Genomic DNA, 16,898 nt, shown 5'->3' with positions numbered 1-16,898 from the left:
CAGTCGTCACGAAATGGCTACCGAAGAACGGGGCAAACCCCGCCCATTTCACGCTAGAGGCCCCGACATCAGGGGGCGGCACCGGCTCCAGGCCGGATTTTCCAGCCAGATTCACAGCAGCACCTCGACTTTACGTTCGCCGACCGTTCGCCCGGTGACCATGCGCCCGTTGTCAAACCGGATCCGGACGTCCTGGCCTTCCAGCCCGACCCCCATCGCCTGCCCTTCCCCGGACACCGCATATCCGTCGCCCGCCGCCTGCACCTGCACCCGGTCGCCCGGCTGCACCCACTGGCGCAGCTTCAGGTCGGTGGAGCGAAGCGCCTCGCCGGCCATCAGGCCTTTGGCCAGATGGCGTCCGACCCAGGCTTCCGGATGGGTGAAGATCACCCCCGTTTCGCCCGCAATGTCGGTTTCGGCCAGACGCAGGCGATCTTGAGTCAATTCGGTGCCCACCGGCAGGTCGGCCACCGCCACATAGGCTGGCGCGAACACCCGGATGGTCAGGGGCAGGCTCACATTCCACTTGGTCGGGCCGCTCAGGCAGCGGATGCCGATCCGGGTGCGCCCCCACATCCGCTGGTTGGGCGGCAGGTAGGGCTGGATCTGATCACAGGGGGCCAGACGCAGCCGGGGATCCAGCCGGCCCAGCTCCACTTCCACCCGGGCCGAACTCGGCGCCACCTGACGCGCCCCGGCCATCGCCAGCATCTGCAGCGACTCCTGCAGGCTGGCCTCCAGCGGGCTCGGCGGCGCCTGATTCGCCGCCGGGGCGATGCGCCCACCACCCGGCACGATGCTCTGGGTCCCCGAGGGCGGCGGCGGTGCCTGGAAGGCATTGGCCAGCTGGCGCTGCGGCATCGGTGTCGATGGGGCGGTGCCGGACGAAGGGCCGACTGGCGTGCCACCCGCCCCCTGATTGGAAGGCCGCGCGGACGCCCCGGGCCCACCCGCCTGCGTCTGCGGCGAAGCACTGCCCGACGCCTGCGCCGCCACGGCGCCCATCGTCGGGTCGATGATCGGTTCTGGCAGCGACCCCGCAGTCGCGGCGCCGGCAGCGCCGAGGCTCAGCGACATCAGAAGCAGCCCCAGCCGCACCGCCGCAGCGCGTGAACGGCTGCGCAGGGTGGGCGCATGAAGGCGCGCGTGGGGGGTGGAGGACTTCGCCATGGCCAGTGACTCTACCGACGCCCTCCCCCCGCATGGCTTTGAAATGGACTGCAAACCCCCGTTTTATCGCGCTCATGTTTTCCGGCCCGCTGCCCACAATGGCCGAACGTGATGAATCCCAGGCCGCCGTCCCTTCCGGACCCGGCCGCCATGGAAACGCACAGGAGCCGCACCATGATGAACCGACTGACCGACGCGATGAACTTCCAGGCCCAGGCGCTGACCCTGCGGGCGGAGCGTCAACGCCTGCTCGCCAGCAACATCGCCAATGCGGACACCCCCGGCTATCAGTCGCGGGACCTGGATTTCGCCAAGGCGCTGCGGGAGGCGACCTCCCCTGCCGCGGATACCTCCAACCAGACCCTGACCCAGCGCACCCAGGGCGTGCTCCAGAACTCCCTGAGTTCCATGACCAGCATGGACAGCAACACGGTGGACATGGACCGCGAACGCGCCAGCTTCGCCGACAACACCGTCAAGTACGAAGCGTCCCTGCGTTTCATCAACGGCAGCGTACGCACCCTGATGGATGCGATGAAGTCGCCGAACGCGGCTTGAAGACGTCGTAGGAGGACCCCGCCATGTCGATGTTCAGCATCTTCCACATTTCCGGCAGCGCGGTCAGTGCGCAGAGCCAGCGCCTGAATGCAGTGGCCAGCAACATGGCCAATGCCGACACCGTCGCCGGCCCGGACGGCCAGGCCTACAAGGCCCGCGAAGTCGTCTTCCAGAGTCTGATGAACCAGAACGGCGGCATGACCGACGCCACCGATGTCGGTGTGCAGGTGGTCGCGGTGAAGGAAAACCAGGCCCCCGGCCGCCGGGTGCACGATCCGAGCCACCAGCTCGCCGATGCCGACGGCTACGTCACCTACAGCAATGTGAATTCGGTGGAAGAGATGGTCAACATGATCTCCGCCTCGCGTTCCTATCAGAACAACCTCGAAGTCATGGGCACCGCCAAGTCGCTGCTGCTCAAGACGCTCCAGATGGGCCAGGGCTGATCAACCGCCTGACCGCCCGACCGCAGAACCGCCCCCACACCCCGTACCAGGATTGCCCATCATGGACTTCACCACCCTGAACAGCACCAGCAAGACGTCCAACGGCCTCGGCGGCACGTCCAACAGCTCGACCCCGAACGCCGCCGACACCCAGGACCGCTTCCTGAAGCTGCTGGTGGCGCAGATGCAGAACCAGGATCCGATGAATCCGATGGACAACGCCCAGGTCACGACCCAGCTGGCGCAGATCCAGACGGTGACCGGCGTGGGCAACGTCAACACCAGCATCCAGAGCCTGGCCACCCAGTTCAGCCAGATGCAGGCGCTGCAAAGCGTCAGCCTGGTGGGCCGCTCGGTGACGGTGCCGGGCAACCAGGTGACGGTGGAGAACGGCAAGGCCCAGCTCAACTACGAACTGGCCAATCCGGCCGACACGGTCAAGGTGGAAGTGCTCAATGGCGCGGGCACCGTGATCGCCACCCAGGACATCGGCGCCCAGAAGGCCGGCAACCAGACCTACACCTGGGATGCCAGCAAGTCCGGCGAAACCACCGGCCTGACCTTCCGGGTCACCGCCACCAAGAGCACCAATCCGGTCACCGCCACCACCTACACCCGTGATGTGGTGAGCGCAGTGAACACCAGCGGCGCCACCTTGCAGCTGGAACTCAAGAACAGCGGTCTGGTCGATTACGACAAGGTCCGCAACATCGTTTGATCGTCCGATCTCCGACTGACTTCGCGGCCGACCCGCCCGACCCGACTGAACCGCCCAAGGACTTCACATGAGCTTCCAACAAGGCCTCTCCGGACTGAACGCTTCCAGCAAGAACCTGGAAGTCATCGGCAACAACATCGCCAATGCGCAGACCTACGGCGCCAAGTCGTCGCGGGCTGAATTCGCCGACATGTACGCCACCGCGCTGAATGGTGCCGGCACCAACCAGATCGGCATCGGCGTTCAGCTGCAGACCGTGGCCCAGCAGTTCACGCAGGGCAACATCACCGTCACCGAAAACCCGATGGACCTCGCCATCAACGGCAACGGCTTCTTCCAGGTGAGTGACGGCAAGAGCCCCACGATGTACACCCGCAACGGCCAGTTCAAGGTCGACCGCGAGGGCTACATCGTCAACAACGACCAGCTCAAGCTGCAAGGCTATCCCGCGGACGGCAACGGGGTGATCCAGCCGGGCCTGGCCACCTCGCTGAAGCTGCCCACCGGCGGCATCGACCCGAAGGTGACCGGCAACATCGAGATGGAATTCACGCTGGATTCCCGCGCTGGCGCGACCGCGCCGTTCGAGCTGAGCGACCCGGCGGATCCGAAGTCCGCCAAGATCGACAAGACCGGCATCACGCTGAGCGACCCCAAGACCTACAACAACGCCACCTCGCTGACGGTGTATGACGCCAAGGGCCAGCCGGTGGCGGTGACGCTGTATTACCAGCGCGCCAACAACGACGACGCCAACGGCAACACGGTCTGGAACGTCTATGTGACGGCCAACGGCAGCGCGGTGCAATACGACGCGCAGGGCAACCCCATTCAGACGGAAGACGGCACCGCCACCGGCAACCCGCTGACGCCGTTCACCCAGGTGACCTTCCTGCCCACCGGCGGCAGTCCGGTCTCGCCGGCCGCCAATGAGCTGCTGAACCTGAAGATCCCGGCGGGCGTGAACTCGCAGGGGGCGCCGACGCTGGCCATTCCGGCGCCGCCGGCCGACCCGTCCGATCCGTCGGTCAAGGGCGTGTCACTGGACATGACCTCGGCGGTGGAAAACGGCGCCAACTTCGCCGTCACCAGCCTCACCCAGGACGGCTATGCCCCGGGCCAGCTGACCGGCATCAGCATCGAGAACAACGGCATCGTGACCGCCCGTTATTCCAACGGGCAGTCCAAGCCGGCCGGCCAGGTGGAACTGGCCACCTTCCGCAATCCGCAGGGCCTGCAGCCGCTGGGCGGCAACCTGTGGAACCGCACCAATGCCTCGGGCGACGCCGTGGTCGGCGTGCCGGGCGACGGCAACCTCGGTGCCCTGAAGGCTGGCTCCCTGGAAGAGTCCAACGTGGACCTGACCAATGAGCTGGTGAACATGGTGACCGCGCAGCGCGTCTACCAGGCCAATGCGCAGACCATCAAGACCCAGGACCAGGTGCTGCAGACGCTGGTCAACCTGCGCTGATCGCGCCGGCTGAGCAGACACCTGAGCAGACACACGCCAAGGACCGCTGACCATGGACCGCATGATCTATCTGTCGATGAGTGGCGCGCAAGCGGCGCTCTCGCGCCAGGACGTGCTGGCCAACAACCTGGCCAACGTCAACAGCAACGGCTTCCGTGCGGAGCTGCAGGCCTTCCGGTCGGTGCCGGTGCGGGGCGACGGTTCGACCGTGCGCGCGTTCTCGCTGGAGACCACCACCGGTCACGACCTGTCGGCGGGCCCGCTGGAAACCACCGGCCGCAATCTGGACGTGGCCATGAAGGGCCGCACCTGGATGGCGGTGCAGGCGCTGGACGGCACCGAGGCCTACACCCGCGCCGGCTCGATGGACGTCAACGCCGAAGGCCTGCTGGTGATGCGCAATGGCCTGCAGGTGCTGGGCGACGGTGGCCCCATCAGCGTGCCGCCCAACTCCACGGTGGACATCGGCTCGGACGGCACCATCACCGCCAAGACCGGCAATCAGCGGCCGGTGAACATCGGCAAGCTCAAGCTGGTGACGGAGGATGGCCGCTTCACCCGCCGCACCGACGGCCTGTTCGCCGCACCGGACGGTGAGCCGCTGCCCGCCGACCCGGCCGGCCGGGTGCAGGCCGGTGCGCTGGAAGGCTCCAACGTGTCGCCGGTGGAAACCATGGTGGGCATGATCGCCGCGGCCCGGCAGTTCGAGCAGCAGATGAAGCTGCTGCAGATTGCCCAGACCCACGGCCAGGCCGCGTCCAAGCTGCTCAGCGACAGCTGATCCCCCGACACCACGGTTTAGCACCGCATAAGCCCCTCTCATCCAGCCTTCACCCGCTGCGGTTGACGGCACAGTGCCCGTCTGAAGAATCAGGAGTTCAACATGCTTCGTTCCCTCTGGATCGCCAAGACCGGCATGGAAGCCCAGCAGATGCAGCTGGATGTGGTCTCGCACAACCTGGCCAACGTCTCGACCAACGGCTACAAGCGCGAGCATGCGGTGTTCGAGGATCTGATGTATCAGAACCTCCGCCCGGCCGGCTCCGCCACCTCCGAGCAGACCAGCCTGCCCACCGGCCTGCAGGTCGGCCTGGGCGTGCGCGCCGTGGCGACCTCCCGCAACCACACCCAGGGCTCGCTGCAGCAGTCGGGCAACTATCTGGATGTGGCGGTCAAGGGCAACGGCTTCTTCCAGATCCAGATGCCGGACGGCACCACCGCTTACACCCGTGATGGCAGCTTCCAGCTGGACGCCAACGGCCAGGTGGTGACCAACAACGGCTACACGGTGCTGCCCGGCATCATCGTGCCGGCGGACGCCAAGTCGCTGACCATCGGCCAGGACGGCACGGTGGCGGTCACCACCGCCGGCAGCACCGCCCAGACCACGCTGGGCCAGCTGCAACTGGCCAACTTCATCAACCCGCCCGGGCTGGAATCGCTGGGCGGCAACCTGTATGCGGAAACCGTCGCCTCGGGCGCGCCGCAGACGGGCGCTCCGGGCACCAACAGCCTGGGCGCGGTGCAGCAGGGCTTCACCGAAACCTCGAATGTGAATGTGGTGGAAGAGCTGGTCTCCATGATCCAGACCCAGCGCGCCTACGAGCTCAACTCGAAGGCCATCCAGACCTCGGATCAGATGTTGCAGAAGCTGTCGCAGATCTGAGCGGCGGGCTGATGCCGCGCCCCTGATGGGTGCGGCCTGCCCCCCCTCCGCCTGATCCACGCCCCGCTTCGTTGTTCCAGGAGTTGTTCATGTCCCGGTCTTCTTCCCCTGTCTCTGTCGCCTCCCTGGTCGGCTCCCTGGTCGTCGCCCCGGTCGCCCGCCATACCGGCCCCCGCGCCGGTTCGCTGGTCCGCACCGCGCTGCTGGCCCTGTCAGCTTCGGCACTCGCCGTTCTCAGCGCCTGCAGCACGCCCTACCCGGAACCCCGGGTGGACATGCAGCCCGCGCCGGTGGTGCGCATGCCCGAGCCGATTCCGGCCTCGGCCAACAACGGCGCCATCTATCAGAACGCGAACTTCCGTCCGCTGTTCGAGGACCATCGGGCCCGGCTGGTCGGCGACATCGTCACCGTCACCATCACCGAGAAGGTCAGCGCCACCCAGAAGTCCAGCTCCGCCCTGGACAAGACCGGCTCCCTGAGCGCGGGCGTGACCGCGATCCCCGGCTTTGCGGCCAATTCCTTCGGTGGCGGCCGGGCGGAGGTGGGCGGTACCTCGTCCAACAAGAACACCGGCAAGGGCACCAACGAGAACACCAATGACTTCTCCGGCACCATCACCGCGGTGGTCACCGGCGTGCTGCCCAACGGCCATCTGCTGATCTCCGGCGAGAAACAGGTCGGCGTCAACAGCAATGTGGACGTGCTGCGCTTCTTCGGCCAGGTGGACCCGCAGACGATTCGCCAAGGGAACACGGTGCCTTCCACCGCCGTGGCCAATGTCCGGGTGGAGCAGCGCGGCCGCGGCGCGGTGGCGGATGCGCATTCAATTGGCTGGCTATCCCGGTTCTTCTTGAACCTTTCGCCGACTTAAGTTTGCCCACAATCGGTCACACGAGTCTGCCTCACGTGTGACCGAGATGTACCCCAACACCTTCCCCCCTCTCCGCCGCTTTTTCAGTCCCTGCCCCCGCCTGCTGGCCAGTGGCCTGCTGAGCCTGATGGCGCTGCTGGCTGTGGCCACCCCGGCCCAGGCCACCCGCATCAAGGAAGTGGCGGCCGTGCAGGGCGTGCGTTCCAACCCCTTGACCGGCTACGGCCTGGTGGTGGGTCTGGACGGCACCGGCGACCAGACCACCCAGGCCCCGTTCACCGGCCAGAGCCTGACCGCGATGCTGCAGCAGTTCGGCGTGCTGCTGCCCCAGGGCGTCACCATGCAGCCGCGCAACGTGGCGGCGGTGATGATCACCACCCAGCTCCCCCCGTTCGCCCAACCCGGCCAGCCGCTGGATGTGGTGGTGTCGTCCATGGGCAATGCCAAGAGCCTGCGCGGCGGTACGCTGATCGCCACCCCGCTGCGGGGTGCGGACGGCCAGGTCTACGCCATTGCCCAGGGCAACCTGATCGTCGGCGGCGCCGGCGCATCTGCCGGGGGCTCCAAGGTGCAGATCAACCATCTGAGCGCCGGCCGCATCCCCAACGGGGCGCTGGTCGAGCGCAGCGTGCCCACGCCGCTGCAGCAGAACGAATTCCTGCAGCTGGACCTGAATGCCTCCGACTTCGGCACGGCCCGCGCCGTGGCCCGCGCCATCAACAAGGCCAAGGGCGAAGGCACGGCCCAGCCGCTGGACGGCCGGGTGGTGCGGGTGCGCGCACCGCTGGCGCCGGAAGCGCGAGTCGCTTTCCTGGCCGACATGGAAAACCTGCCCCTCGATCTGGACACGCCAGCGGCCCGCATCGTCATCAACGCCCGGACCGGATCGGTGGTGATGAATCAGGCGGTGACGCTGTCGCCCTGCGCCGTGGCGCACGGCAACCTGGCGGTGACGATCTCCAGCACCCCGCAGGTCAGCCAGCCCAATGCCCTCTCCGGCGGCCAGACCACGGTGACGGAGAAGACCGATATCTCGATCAAGCAGGACCCCGGCACGATGATTCAGCTGCCGGCCGGCACCCGACTCAATGACGTGGTGAAGGCGCTCAACACCCTGGGCGCCACGCCCCAGGACCTGCTGGCCATCCTGCAGGCCATGAAAAGTGCCGGCGCCCTGAATGCCGAGCTGGAGGTGATCTGACATGGCACTCTCGACTCCTCTGAGCACGGCCCTGGGCAACGGCGGCCTCTCCACCGACACCCGCTCCATCGACCAGCTGAAGTCGGTCGCGACCCGCGACCCGAAGGCGGCGGTGAAGGAAACGGCCAAGCAGTTTGAAACCCTCTTCATGCAGGAAGTGATGAAGAGCATGCGGCAGGCCACGATGAGCTCCGGCATGATGGACAACTCCGCCACCCAGATGGGCGGCGAGATGCTGGACCAGCAGTACGCCGGCAAGATGGCCGGCCTGCCGGGCGGGCTGTCCCAGGCGATCGAACGGCATCTTCAGCGCCAGCTGGGCGTGAAGGACGGCGAGCTGCCCAGCGCCAAGGCGGCCGCCGGCACGCAGCAGCTGCCGCAGCTGGCCACGAAGAATGTGCAGCCGCATGTGCAGGACTTCATCCAGAAGCACGACGGCGCCGCCAAGTCCGCCCAGGCTGCCACCGGCATTCCGGCCAGCTTCATGATCGCCCAGGCGGCGCATGAATCCGGCTGGGGCAAGCGCGAGATTCTGAACAAGGACGGCAGCAGCAGCTTCAACGTCTTCGGCATCAAGGCCGGCCCGGGCTGGACCGGCAAGGTCGCCGAGGTCAGCACCACCGAATATGTGGACGGCAAGCCGCAGCGTGTCACCGCCAAGTTCCGCGCCTACGGCAGCTATGAAGAAGCCTTCAAGGACTATGCCAAGCTGATCAGCGGCAACGACCGTTATCGCGACGTGGTGGCCAAGGCCAGCACCGGCAGCGCCGAAGGCTTTGCCAAGGGCCTGCAGAAGGCGGGCTACGCCACCGATCCGGAGTACGCGTCCAAGCTGGCGCGGGTCATCAACACAACCATGCGCGTGCAACGCGCCATGGCCTGACGTCCTAGGACACCAGCATGTCGACCTCCGCCCTTCTTTCCCTTGGTGTGCGGGCCATGTTCGCCAACCAGGCGGCCCTGCAGACCATCGGCCAGAACATCGCCAATGCCAACGTGGCCGGTTATTCGCGCCAGGAAGTGGTGCTGACCACGCCCGAGGGGCAGTTCACCGGCGCGGGCTACTTCGGCAAGGGCGTGAATGTGCAGACGGTCACCCGCTCGCACAACGAGTTCCTGACCCGCGAAGCGGCAGCCGCCAAGTCGCAGGCCTTCATGGACAACACCATGCAGGCCCAGCTGGCGCAGCTGGAGAACATCTTCCCGACCGGCTCGGACGGCATCGGCCAGGCCAGCAACGACTTCCTGAATGCCCTGGTCGATGTGGCCAGCCGGCCGTCCGACCCGTCGGCGCGTCAGGTGGTGCTGGGCAAGGCGCAGGAGCTGGCGTCGCGGTTCCAGAGCGCCGGCCAGCAGCTGGCCGACCTGCAGGCCGGCGTCGTCAGCGACATGAAGGCGGACGTCAAGACCGTGAACGAGCTGGCCAAACAGATCGCCGCGGCCAATGACCAGATCGCCCGGGCCAACGGCACCAGCCATTCGCCCAACGACCTGCTGGACAAGCGCGACCAGCTGGTCTCGCAGCTCAGCCAGTATGTGCAGGTCTCCACCGTGGCCAGCAGCGACGGCACCGTCGGCGTCTTCATCGGCGGCGGCCAGCGGCTGGTGCTGGGCGGCCAGGCGCAGGAGCTGCAGGTCACGCCCGACCCCTACGACAATTCCCGCGCGCAGCTCTCCATCACCGAGGCCAACGGCACCCGGGTGCTGGACGACAGCACCCTGACCGGCGGCTCCCTCACCGCACTGCTGCGCTATCAGAACACCCACCTGCAGGATGCACGCAACCTGCTGGGTCAGATGGCCACGGCCATCGCCACCCGGGTGAACGAACAGCAGTCGCTCGGCGTGGACCTGAAGTCCGCTGCGGGCGGACCGCTCTTCAGCATCGCCGACCCCACGGTGCTGCCTGCCGTCACCAACAAGGGCGACGCCAAGCTCTCGGCCACCATCACCAACGGTGAGATGGTGCCGGCCCTGTCCTTTGTCATCTCCGCCGATCCCACCGGCACGCCCGACAGCTATCAGATCGCGGTGCGTCCGGACGGCACGGCCACGACGATGAACAAGGACCAGATCGAGAAGGCCTACGGCATCAGCCTGACGATGACCGGCACGATGCAGGCCAACGACCGCTTTGTGCTGGAACCGGTGGCCGCTGCTGCGACCAGCTTCAAGCGCGCCATGGACGACCCGAGCGGCCTGGCCGCCGCGGCGCCGGTGGTGGGTACTGTCGACGTCAACAACAAGGGCACGGCCACGGTCGACTCGCTCTATGCGGTCAATTCGAAGTTCGACAAGACCCTGCAGCCTGCCACGGTGCAGTTCGGCACGGTGAATGCGGACCAGAGCATCAACTACACCATCACCCTGTCGGACAACACCAGCTACACCGGCACCTGGAAGGCCGGGCAGGCCATCGGCAATGATCCGGCGGGCGGGGTGGATCTCGGCTTCGAGCTGCGCCTGAACGGCGTGCCGCGCGAAGGCGACAAGATCAACCTGCAGAAGTCGGATGCGGTGGTCTCGACCAACAACGGCAATGCCAAGGCGTTCCTGAAGCTGCAGAGCGAGACCTTCGTCGGCAAGCAGCTGCAGGCCGACGGCACGATGTCGCGCGGCCAGACGGTCACCGAGGCCTATGCGGCGGCGATTGCCGACGTCGGCTCCCGGGTGCAGGGGGCGGAATATCTCGCCAGCGTCTCCACCACCGTGGCCAGCCAGGCCGAAGCGACCCGATCGGGCCAGGCCGGCGTCAACCTCGATGAGGAAGCCGCCCGCCTGATGCAGTTCCAGCAGGGCTACCAGGCTGCGGCCAAGGTGCTGCAGACCGCCCAGACCATCTTTGACCAATTGCTGAGCATCGTGCAGCGGTGAGCGGGCCACAGCCGCCGCATCTCCGCCACGTAACCCAGTGAACTGACGCCAGGACGACCGCCATGCGCCTCTCCACCGCCAACATGTTCGAGGCCAGCATCTCGACGCTGCAAAAACGCCAGCAGGAGATGCAGGATGCCCAGCAGCGCCTCACCTCCGGCAAACGGGTCGAAAAAGGCAGCGACGACCCGACCGGCGCTGCCCGCGCGGAGCGTGCGCGCACCGCCATTGGCCAGGTCGATGCCAGCACCCGCGCCCTGGAGGCCAGCCGCAACAGCATGACGCTGGCGGAAAGCGCGCTGGGCGATGCCAACGAGATCATGCAGCAGATCCGCGAAACGCTGGTCGCTGCCGGCAACGCCAGCTACACCGACGCCGAGCGCAAGAGCCTGGCCAACAAGGTGCAGGGCCTGCGCGACCAGCTGCTCTCCATCGCCAACCGGGGAGACGGCTCCGGCGGTTACCTGTTCTCCGGCCAGGGCACCACCGGCACCCCGTTCCTGGACAATCCCGTCCAGCGGGATGCGGCAGGCAACCGCACCGGCGGCGGTGTGGCCTTCGACGGCATCGGCGGTAGCGTGAGCACCGGCAACCTCGAGAACTATCCGCTGAGCGTGGACGGCAAGGCCGCCTGGGAGCAGGCCCGCAGCGGCAATGGCACCTTCGTGACCAACGCTGGCACCAACCTCACCACCGGCGCGGCACCGGCCGGCTGGATCGACGCCGGCCGGGTTACCGACCCCACCGCCGTCACCGGCGCCTCCTACGCCATCACCATCACCGGCACCGCCCCGTCGCAGACTTACACCGTCTACAACGAAACCCAGGGCCATGTGCCGGTCGCCAGCGACAACTACACCGCCGGCAACACCGTCAAGTTCGACGGCCTGTCGATGACCATTGGCGGCCAGCCGGTGGACGGGGACACCTTCACCGTCGAACCCGCCACCAGCGACCTGAAGGTGTTCGACGTGCTGGACCGCACCATCGAATCCCTGCGCAAGGAGGGTCGTACCGGCACCGAAGTCACCCAGGCCAACCTGGTCAATCTGCGGGATCTGGATGCCGTGATGGGCAATCTGACCAACGTCCGCAGCCAGGTCGGTGAGCAGATGAACAACCTCGACGGATCCCAGACACGGCTCCAGACCTTGAAGGTTTACAACCAAGCCGAGCAATCTGCCGCAGAGGACCTCGATATGACGCAGGGCATTTCCGATTTCCAGAACCAGCAGACGGGCTACGATGCGGCGTTGAAAACTTACGCCATGGTTCAGCGCATGTCGCTGTTCCAATACCTCAACTCCTGAAGCCGCCATCTGCATGAACTCGACGCACGCCGTGCTGGGCCAACTGGCCCTGGGATACGCGCCCCTGGTTACCAGGCCACTCGACATCGAAGCCACTCGCGTCACCGTGTTCGCTTTGCGCCCCGAAGCCACTCCGGCGGCGGCGGACGTGCTGGCGGCGCTGACCGACGCCTTCCCCGCCAAGGCGGTGGTGCTGAACGTGGCCCATGAAGGGCTGCTCAAGGGCCTGCTGGCCGCGCCGCTGCCTCGCCATTTCCGGGTGGAAGTACCCGCCTTCCTGGTCGGCGACGCCGAACTGGCCACCCAGATCCAGGCCCGCGCCGCCGAAGGCGTGGTGACCCTGCTCAAGGGCCGCTCCGAAGCCCCCGGCTTCAAGCAGATCGTGCTGGACCTGCCGGACCTGGCCAGCGGTCCCACGCCGGCGGGCAAGACGGTGCTGGTGTCGGGCGCACGCAGTGCCGGCGACTTTCAGCAGGCCTGGGACAAAGGCGCCGCCGGTGTGCTGGGCTGGCCCTTCCACGGAGAATTCGAAGCCCCCGCCACCCCGCCGACCACCAAGGACCCCCAGGCCGCCGACCTGCAGGTGATCGTTGAGCTGATGTCCCGGGTGGACCAGGGCGAGGATGTGGAACGCCTGGAGCAGACGCTCAAGCGTGACCCCAGCCTGGCCTTCAAGCTGCTGCGTTACATGAATTCCGCGGCGTTTGGCCTGTCGGTGGAGGTGTCCTCCTTCCGTCACGCGATCATGCTGCTGGGCTATGCCCGCCTGCGTCGCTGGCTGGCCCTGCTGCTGGCCACCGCGAGCAAGGAACATGCGATGCGCCCGGTGATGTTCGCCGCGCTGCGCCGCGGGCTGCTGATGGAAGACCTGGCCAAGAGCATGGCGGAAGCCGAACTGCGCGATGAAATGTTCATCTGCGGCCTGTTCTCGCTGCTGGACCACATGCTGCGTCAGCCCTTCGAGAAGCTGCTGCAATCCATCCCGGTGCCGGAGCGGGTGCGGCAGGCGCTGGTCGACCAGAACGGCCCCTACAAGCCCTACCTGGACCTGGTGCAGGCCATCGAGAACGAATCCGTCTTCGACACCCGCAGCGCCATTGATGCGCTGATGCTGTCGCCGGAAGAAGTGAACAACGCCGTGCTGCGCGCCCTGCACAAGGCCGGCCAGCTGGAGTAATTAGCGCGCCCATGGACCCGACCCGCACCGACCCTTTCCGCTCCCTGCTGAGCACGCGGTCGGTTGCCGGGTCCTCCCTGCAGACGCTGCTGACGGGGCTCTGGGAAGGGCCGTGGCCGGCGCTGCTGATCGACGGCCAGGGGCAGGTGCTGCTGGTCAACGCCCGGCTGATGGAATTGCTCGGGCCGGTCACCCTCAAGAGCCGGCTGCCTCGCGCGGCCAGCCCCCACGGCGCCCACGGGGTCCGCCGCCCCCACGACCTGAGGCTGCTGGATGACCAGCAGCGCGAGCATCTCCTGCAGGCCTCGCTGCATCCGCTGGAGCGCACCGACCTGACGCTGGCGCTGCTGCAGGACCACAGCACCGAACGCGCCGCCCGGGAACGGGCCGAACACATGCAGACGGAAATCGACCAGTGGCTCGATCTCTGCCCGCTGCCCGCCCTGATGCAGGACGACCAGGGCCTGCTGCTGCGCAGCAATGCCGCCTTCGGCCGACTGGCCGGGCGCCTGTGCCCGCAGCCGCCCGCGAGCGTCCAGGAGCTGCCGCCGGATTGGCGCGCGCTGCTGAGCGGCCTCGCCCCGGAAGCCGGCACCGAAGTCCACCGGGAAGCGCTGCTGGCCGAGCCGCAGGGCCGACCGCGCTGGATGCGGGTGCGGGCCCGTCGGCTCACCGGCCCCTGGGACCGTCCGCGACTGCTGCTGATGCTGGAAGACCGCAGTCGCGATCAGGCTCTGGAACTGGCGCATCTCCAGCTGCAGGCCCTGATGGACACCGCGGGCGTGGGCTTGGCGACCTTCCAGCCGGAGATGGGCTGGATGCGTCCCGGCGAGCTGCCCGACGCCCTGGAGGGTCCGGGGACCTGGCCAACGTCGCCCTCCGCGGGGCCACGGCCGGCGGCCCCGACGATCCCACCCGCCGCTTCGCTGCCCGCAGACGCGCGCCCGGCTGCGGCGGCGTCCGCTGCCAGAGCCAGCGCCCTGCAAGGCGTCAACCGCGACATGGTCGACGCCGACTCCCGCGCCGACTACGAAAAGCTCCAGCAGGCCATCAAGCAGAATCAGCCGCTGGCCCTGCGCTACGCCGTGCGTCACCCCGAACTGGGCCTGCGCTGGCTGCTGACCCGCGTCGAGCCGGGCGTGTTGTCCTCCGCCCAGCCGATCACCTCGGTGCTGACGCTCGACATCACCGACAACCAGCAGGCCCAGGCCCGTTATGAGCTGCTCCTTCGCGAATTGGGCGCCATGCTCGACGGTGCCGGCCTGGGCATGGCTTACGTCCGCCGGCAGCGTCTGCTGCGCAGCAACGGGGCGCTGGGCCGGATGCTCGGCCTGGGCGGCGAGCCGGAGCCCGGCACGCCCTTTGATGCCCTCTTCCAGGCGCTCCCGGCGCTGCATGCGCAGGTGATGGCTGCACTACCAGCGCTGGACGAGAACGGCCGCGAATTTGAGTTTGAATGGCCCGGTACGTCCGCCACATCGGGCACACCCGGCACGACCGCTGGCGCCGAGCCGCGCTGGCACGCCCTGTCCCTGCGCCGCGTGGTGCCGCCCGAGGCGCCGCAGGAGCAGGCGCTGGTGGCGGTGGTCAGTGACATCTCCCGCCTCAAGGCCCAGCAGGCCGAGCTGGAAGCGCTGGCCCAGGACCGGGAGCTGATGTTCGAGCTGTCCGACGTCGGCATCGCCATCCTTCGGGACGACCGGGTGGTCCGCGCCAATGAAGCCCTGGGCCAGATGCTGGGCTACCGGCAGGATGAACTGATCGCCCTGCCGCATGCGGAGCTGTTTGAATCGCCCGCAGAATTCGAGCGCGACCGCCGCGCCGCCGTCCGCAGCCTGGCGGAGACCGGCCTGTGGCGCAGCGAGCGACGGGTGCGTCGGCGGGACGGGTCGATTCTCTGGATGCTGGTCAGCAAGCGGCCGGTGCGTCCCGGGCAGCCGGAGGCCGGCATCATCGTCACCTATCTGAGCGTCGATGAACGCCATCGCGCGCAGCAATCCCTGCTGCTCCAGACCGAGCGGGAGCGCGCGGTGCTGGACTCGGTGCTGGTGGGCATCGTCACCGTCGGCCGTCATGGCATCGAGTGGATGAACCGCTCGGCCCGCCGAATGTTCGGCGGCGACCTGGCGGGCTTTGCCGGCCAGCCGATCAGCATCGTCGCGACCGACGCGCCGGACCATCCGTTCCGCCAGACCCACTACCTCGACGACCTGCCCGAAGGCCAGGCGGAGACCTTCGAATGCCGCCTCGTCGCCCGTGATGGCCGCGAGTTCTGGGTGGTGGGCAATGCGGTGGTGACCGGCAGCGGCCCCGACGGCGAACGTCAGCTGACCTACGCCCTGCTCGACATCGAACGCCGCCGCCAGGCCGAGGCGCAGAGTGAGCAGGCGCAGGCGTCCCTGCAGCGCATCATCGAGGCGGCGCCGATCGCCATCAGCCTGCATGACGCCCGCACGCTGCAGGTGCGCCAGATCAACCAGGCCGCAGCCGACCTCGCCGGACGCGAAGAGGAAGAACTGGTCGGTGCCAGCCTGGAGGCGCTCTTTGGCACCGAGCAGGCGGAGGCGGTCCGCGCCGACATGGAATTCGCCCTCGAAAGTTCCGAAGTGCTGCAGCGCGAATACCGGCTGCAGGTGGCCGGTCACACCCGGGTCTGGGACACGCGGCTGCTTCACCTCTCGGGCGTGAACGACGCCAGCGGCGAAGTGGAACCGGAGCAGCTGCTGCTGGTGGCCAGCGACGTCACGCAGCAGCGGGCCCAGGAAGCGGCGCGGCTGGAAGCGGCGATCGCCCAGCGGGAACTGCTGGTGCGCGAGGTGCATCACCGGATCAAGAACAACCTGCAGGGCGTGGCCGGCCTGCTGCAGCAGATCGCTGCCCGACGTCCGGAGGTGGCGGGCGTCATCAACGAGGCCGTGGGCCAGGTGCAGGCCATCGCCCAGGTGTATGGGCTGCAGGTCGGCGAATCCGGACCTTTGCGGCTGCGCCGGGTGATCGAGGCGGTGCTGGGCTCGGTGCAGCGCATGTTCGGTCGGGACATCCGGGTGGACATCAGCGGTGCGGCGGCGGATCAGTCCCAGCGCTGGGGCCTGCCGGAGGTGGAGGCGATCCCGATCGCCCTCACCCTCAATGAGCTGTTCACCAACGCCCTCAAGCATGGCGGCAGCGCACCGGTCCTGTGCGAGCTGGTGTTCGACCCGGAGCAGGTGCTGCTGCGCATCAGCAATGAAGGCCAGCTGCCGCCCGGCTTCGACCTGAAGCAGATCCGCGGCGGGGTGTCCGGACTGGGGCTGGTACGCGCCTTGCTGCCCCGTCGCAGTGCCCTGCTCAGCCTCCAGCAGGAGGGCGACCGGGTTCTGTGTGAACTGAGTCTGTGGCCGCCGGGCGTGAGCTGGCTGCCGCAAGCTTGAGTCCGCTTTGTGAAGCCCCGGCAGG

At 67.6% G+C, this 16,898-nt stretch carries 14 protein-coding genes; 13 read left to right on the top strand and 1 reads right to left on the bottom strand.

Annotated elements, in window-relative coordinates:
* Positions 1-111: 111 nt before the first annotated feature.
* Complete coding sequence (gene flgA / locus FHS28_RS19855; protein WP_088453576.1) at positions 112-1,170, bottom strand: flagellar basal body P-ring formation chaperone FlgA; 1,059 nt, start codon at positions 1,168-1,170, stop codon at positions 112-114.
* A 174-nt stretch (positions 1,171-1,344) separates the two neighbouring features.
* Here flgA and flgB point away from each other — a divergent pair, with 174 nt between their 5' ends.
* From flgB to FHS28_RS19790, 13 genes are all read left to right on the top strand, one after another.
* Positions 1,345-1,728, top strand: coding sequence for a flagellar basal body rod protein FlgB (gene flgB, locus FHS28_RS19850; RefSeq protein WP_088453742.1), 384 nt, complete (start codon positions 1,345-1,347; stop codon positions 1,726-1,728).
* A gap of 23 nt (positions 1,729-1,751) precedes the next feature.
* Entirely contained in the window at positions 1,752-2,174 is a 423-nt protein-coding gene (gene flgC / locus FHS28_RS19845) for a flagellar basal body rod protein FlgC (RefSeq protein ID WP_088453575.1), read from the top strand.
* Positions 2,175-2,235: 61 nt separating this feature from the next.
* Entirely contained in the window at positions 2,236-2,892 is a 657-nt protein-coding gene (locus FHS28_RS19840) for a flagellar hook assembly protein FlgD (protein ID WP_088453574.1), read from the top strand.
* A gap of 67 nt (positions 2,893-2,959) precedes the next feature.
* Entirely contained in the window at positions 2,960-4,363 is a 1,404-nt protein-coding gene (gene flgE, locus FHS28_RS19835) for a flagellar hook protein FlgE (RefSeq protein WP_088453573.1), read from the top strand.
* Between the two features lie 52 nt (positions 4,364-4,415).
* Complete coding sequence (flgF, locus tag FHS28_RS19830; protein WP_088453572.1) at positions 4,416-5,144, top strand: flagellar basal-body rod protein FlgF; 729 nt, start codon at positions 4,416-4,418, stop codon at positions 5,142-5,144.
* A gap of 102 nt (positions 5,145-5,246) precedes the next feature.
* Positions 5,247-6,029, top strand: coding sequence for a flagellar basal-body rod protein FlgG (gene flgG, locus FHS28_RS19825; RefSeq protein WP_088453571.1), 783 nt, complete (start codon positions 5,247-5,249; stop codon positions 6,027-6,029).
* A gap of 89 nt (positions 6,030-6,118) precedes the next feature.
* Positions 6,119-6,901, top strand: a complete 783-nt coding sequence (locus tag FHS28_RS19820) for a flagellar basal body L-ring protein FlgH (RefSeq protein ID WP_088453741.1) — start codon at positions 6,119-6,121, stop codon at positions 6,899-6,901.
* Between the two features lie 46 nt (positions 6,902-6,947).
* The gene (locus tag FHS28_RS19815) at positions 6,948-8,102 is read left to right on the top strand and encodes a flagellar basal body P-ring protein FlgI (RefSeq protein WP_088453570.1); all 1,155 of its coding nucleotides are present in this window, start codon (positions 6,948-6,950) and stop codon (positions 8,100-8,102) included.
* Between the two features lies 1 nt (position 8,103).
* Complete coding sequence (flgJ, locus tag FHS28_RS19810) at positions 8,104-8,985, top strand: flagellar assembly peptidoglycan hydrolase FlgJ (protein ID WP_088453569.1); 882 nt, start codon at positions 8,104-8,106, stop codon at positions 8,983-8,985.
* A gap of 17 nt (positions 8,986-9,002) precedes the next feature.
* Positions 9,003-10,976, top strand: coding sequence for a flagellar hook-associated protein FlgK (gene flgK / locus FHS28_RS19805; RefSeq protein ID WP_088453568.1), 1,974 nt, complete (start codon positions 9,003-9,005; stop codon positions 10,974-10,976).
* Between the two features lie 62 nt (positions 10,977-11,038).
* The gene (gene flgL, locus FHS28_RS19800; protein ID WP_088453567.1) at positions 11,039-12,286 is read left to right on the top strand and encodes a flagellar hook-associated protein FlgL; all 1,248 of its coding nucleotides are present in this window, start codon (positions 11,039-11,041) and stop codon (positions 12,284-12,286) included.
* A gap of 13 nt (positions 12,287-12,299) precedes the next feature.
* Positions 12,300-13,463 carry an EAL and HDOD domain-containing protein gene (locus FHS28_RS19795; RefSeq protein ID WP_088453566.1) on the top strand — a complete coding sequence of 388 codons (1,164 nt, stop codon included), beginning with the start codon at positions 12,300-12,302 and terminating at the stop codon, positions 13,461-13,463.
* 11 nt (positions 13,464-13,474) lie between these two features.
* Positions 13,475-16,873 carry a PAS domain S-box protein gene (locus FHS28_RS19790; RefSeq protein ID WP_088453565.1) on the top strand — a complete coding sequence of 1,133 codons (3,399 nt, stop codon included), beginning with the start codon at positions 13,475-13,477 and terminating at the stop codon, positions 16,871-16,873.
* Positions 16,874-16,898 lie beyond the last annotated feature (25 nt).

This window comes from Roseateles terrae, assembly GCF_014192155.1.
Lineage (GTDB): Bacteria > Pseudomonadota > Gammaproteobacteria > Burkholderiales > Burkholderiaceae_C > Roseateles > Roseateles terrae.
The sequence above is the reverse complement of the archived record's forward strand: the minus strand, read 5'-3'. Positions and strand labels throughout refer to the sequence as shown.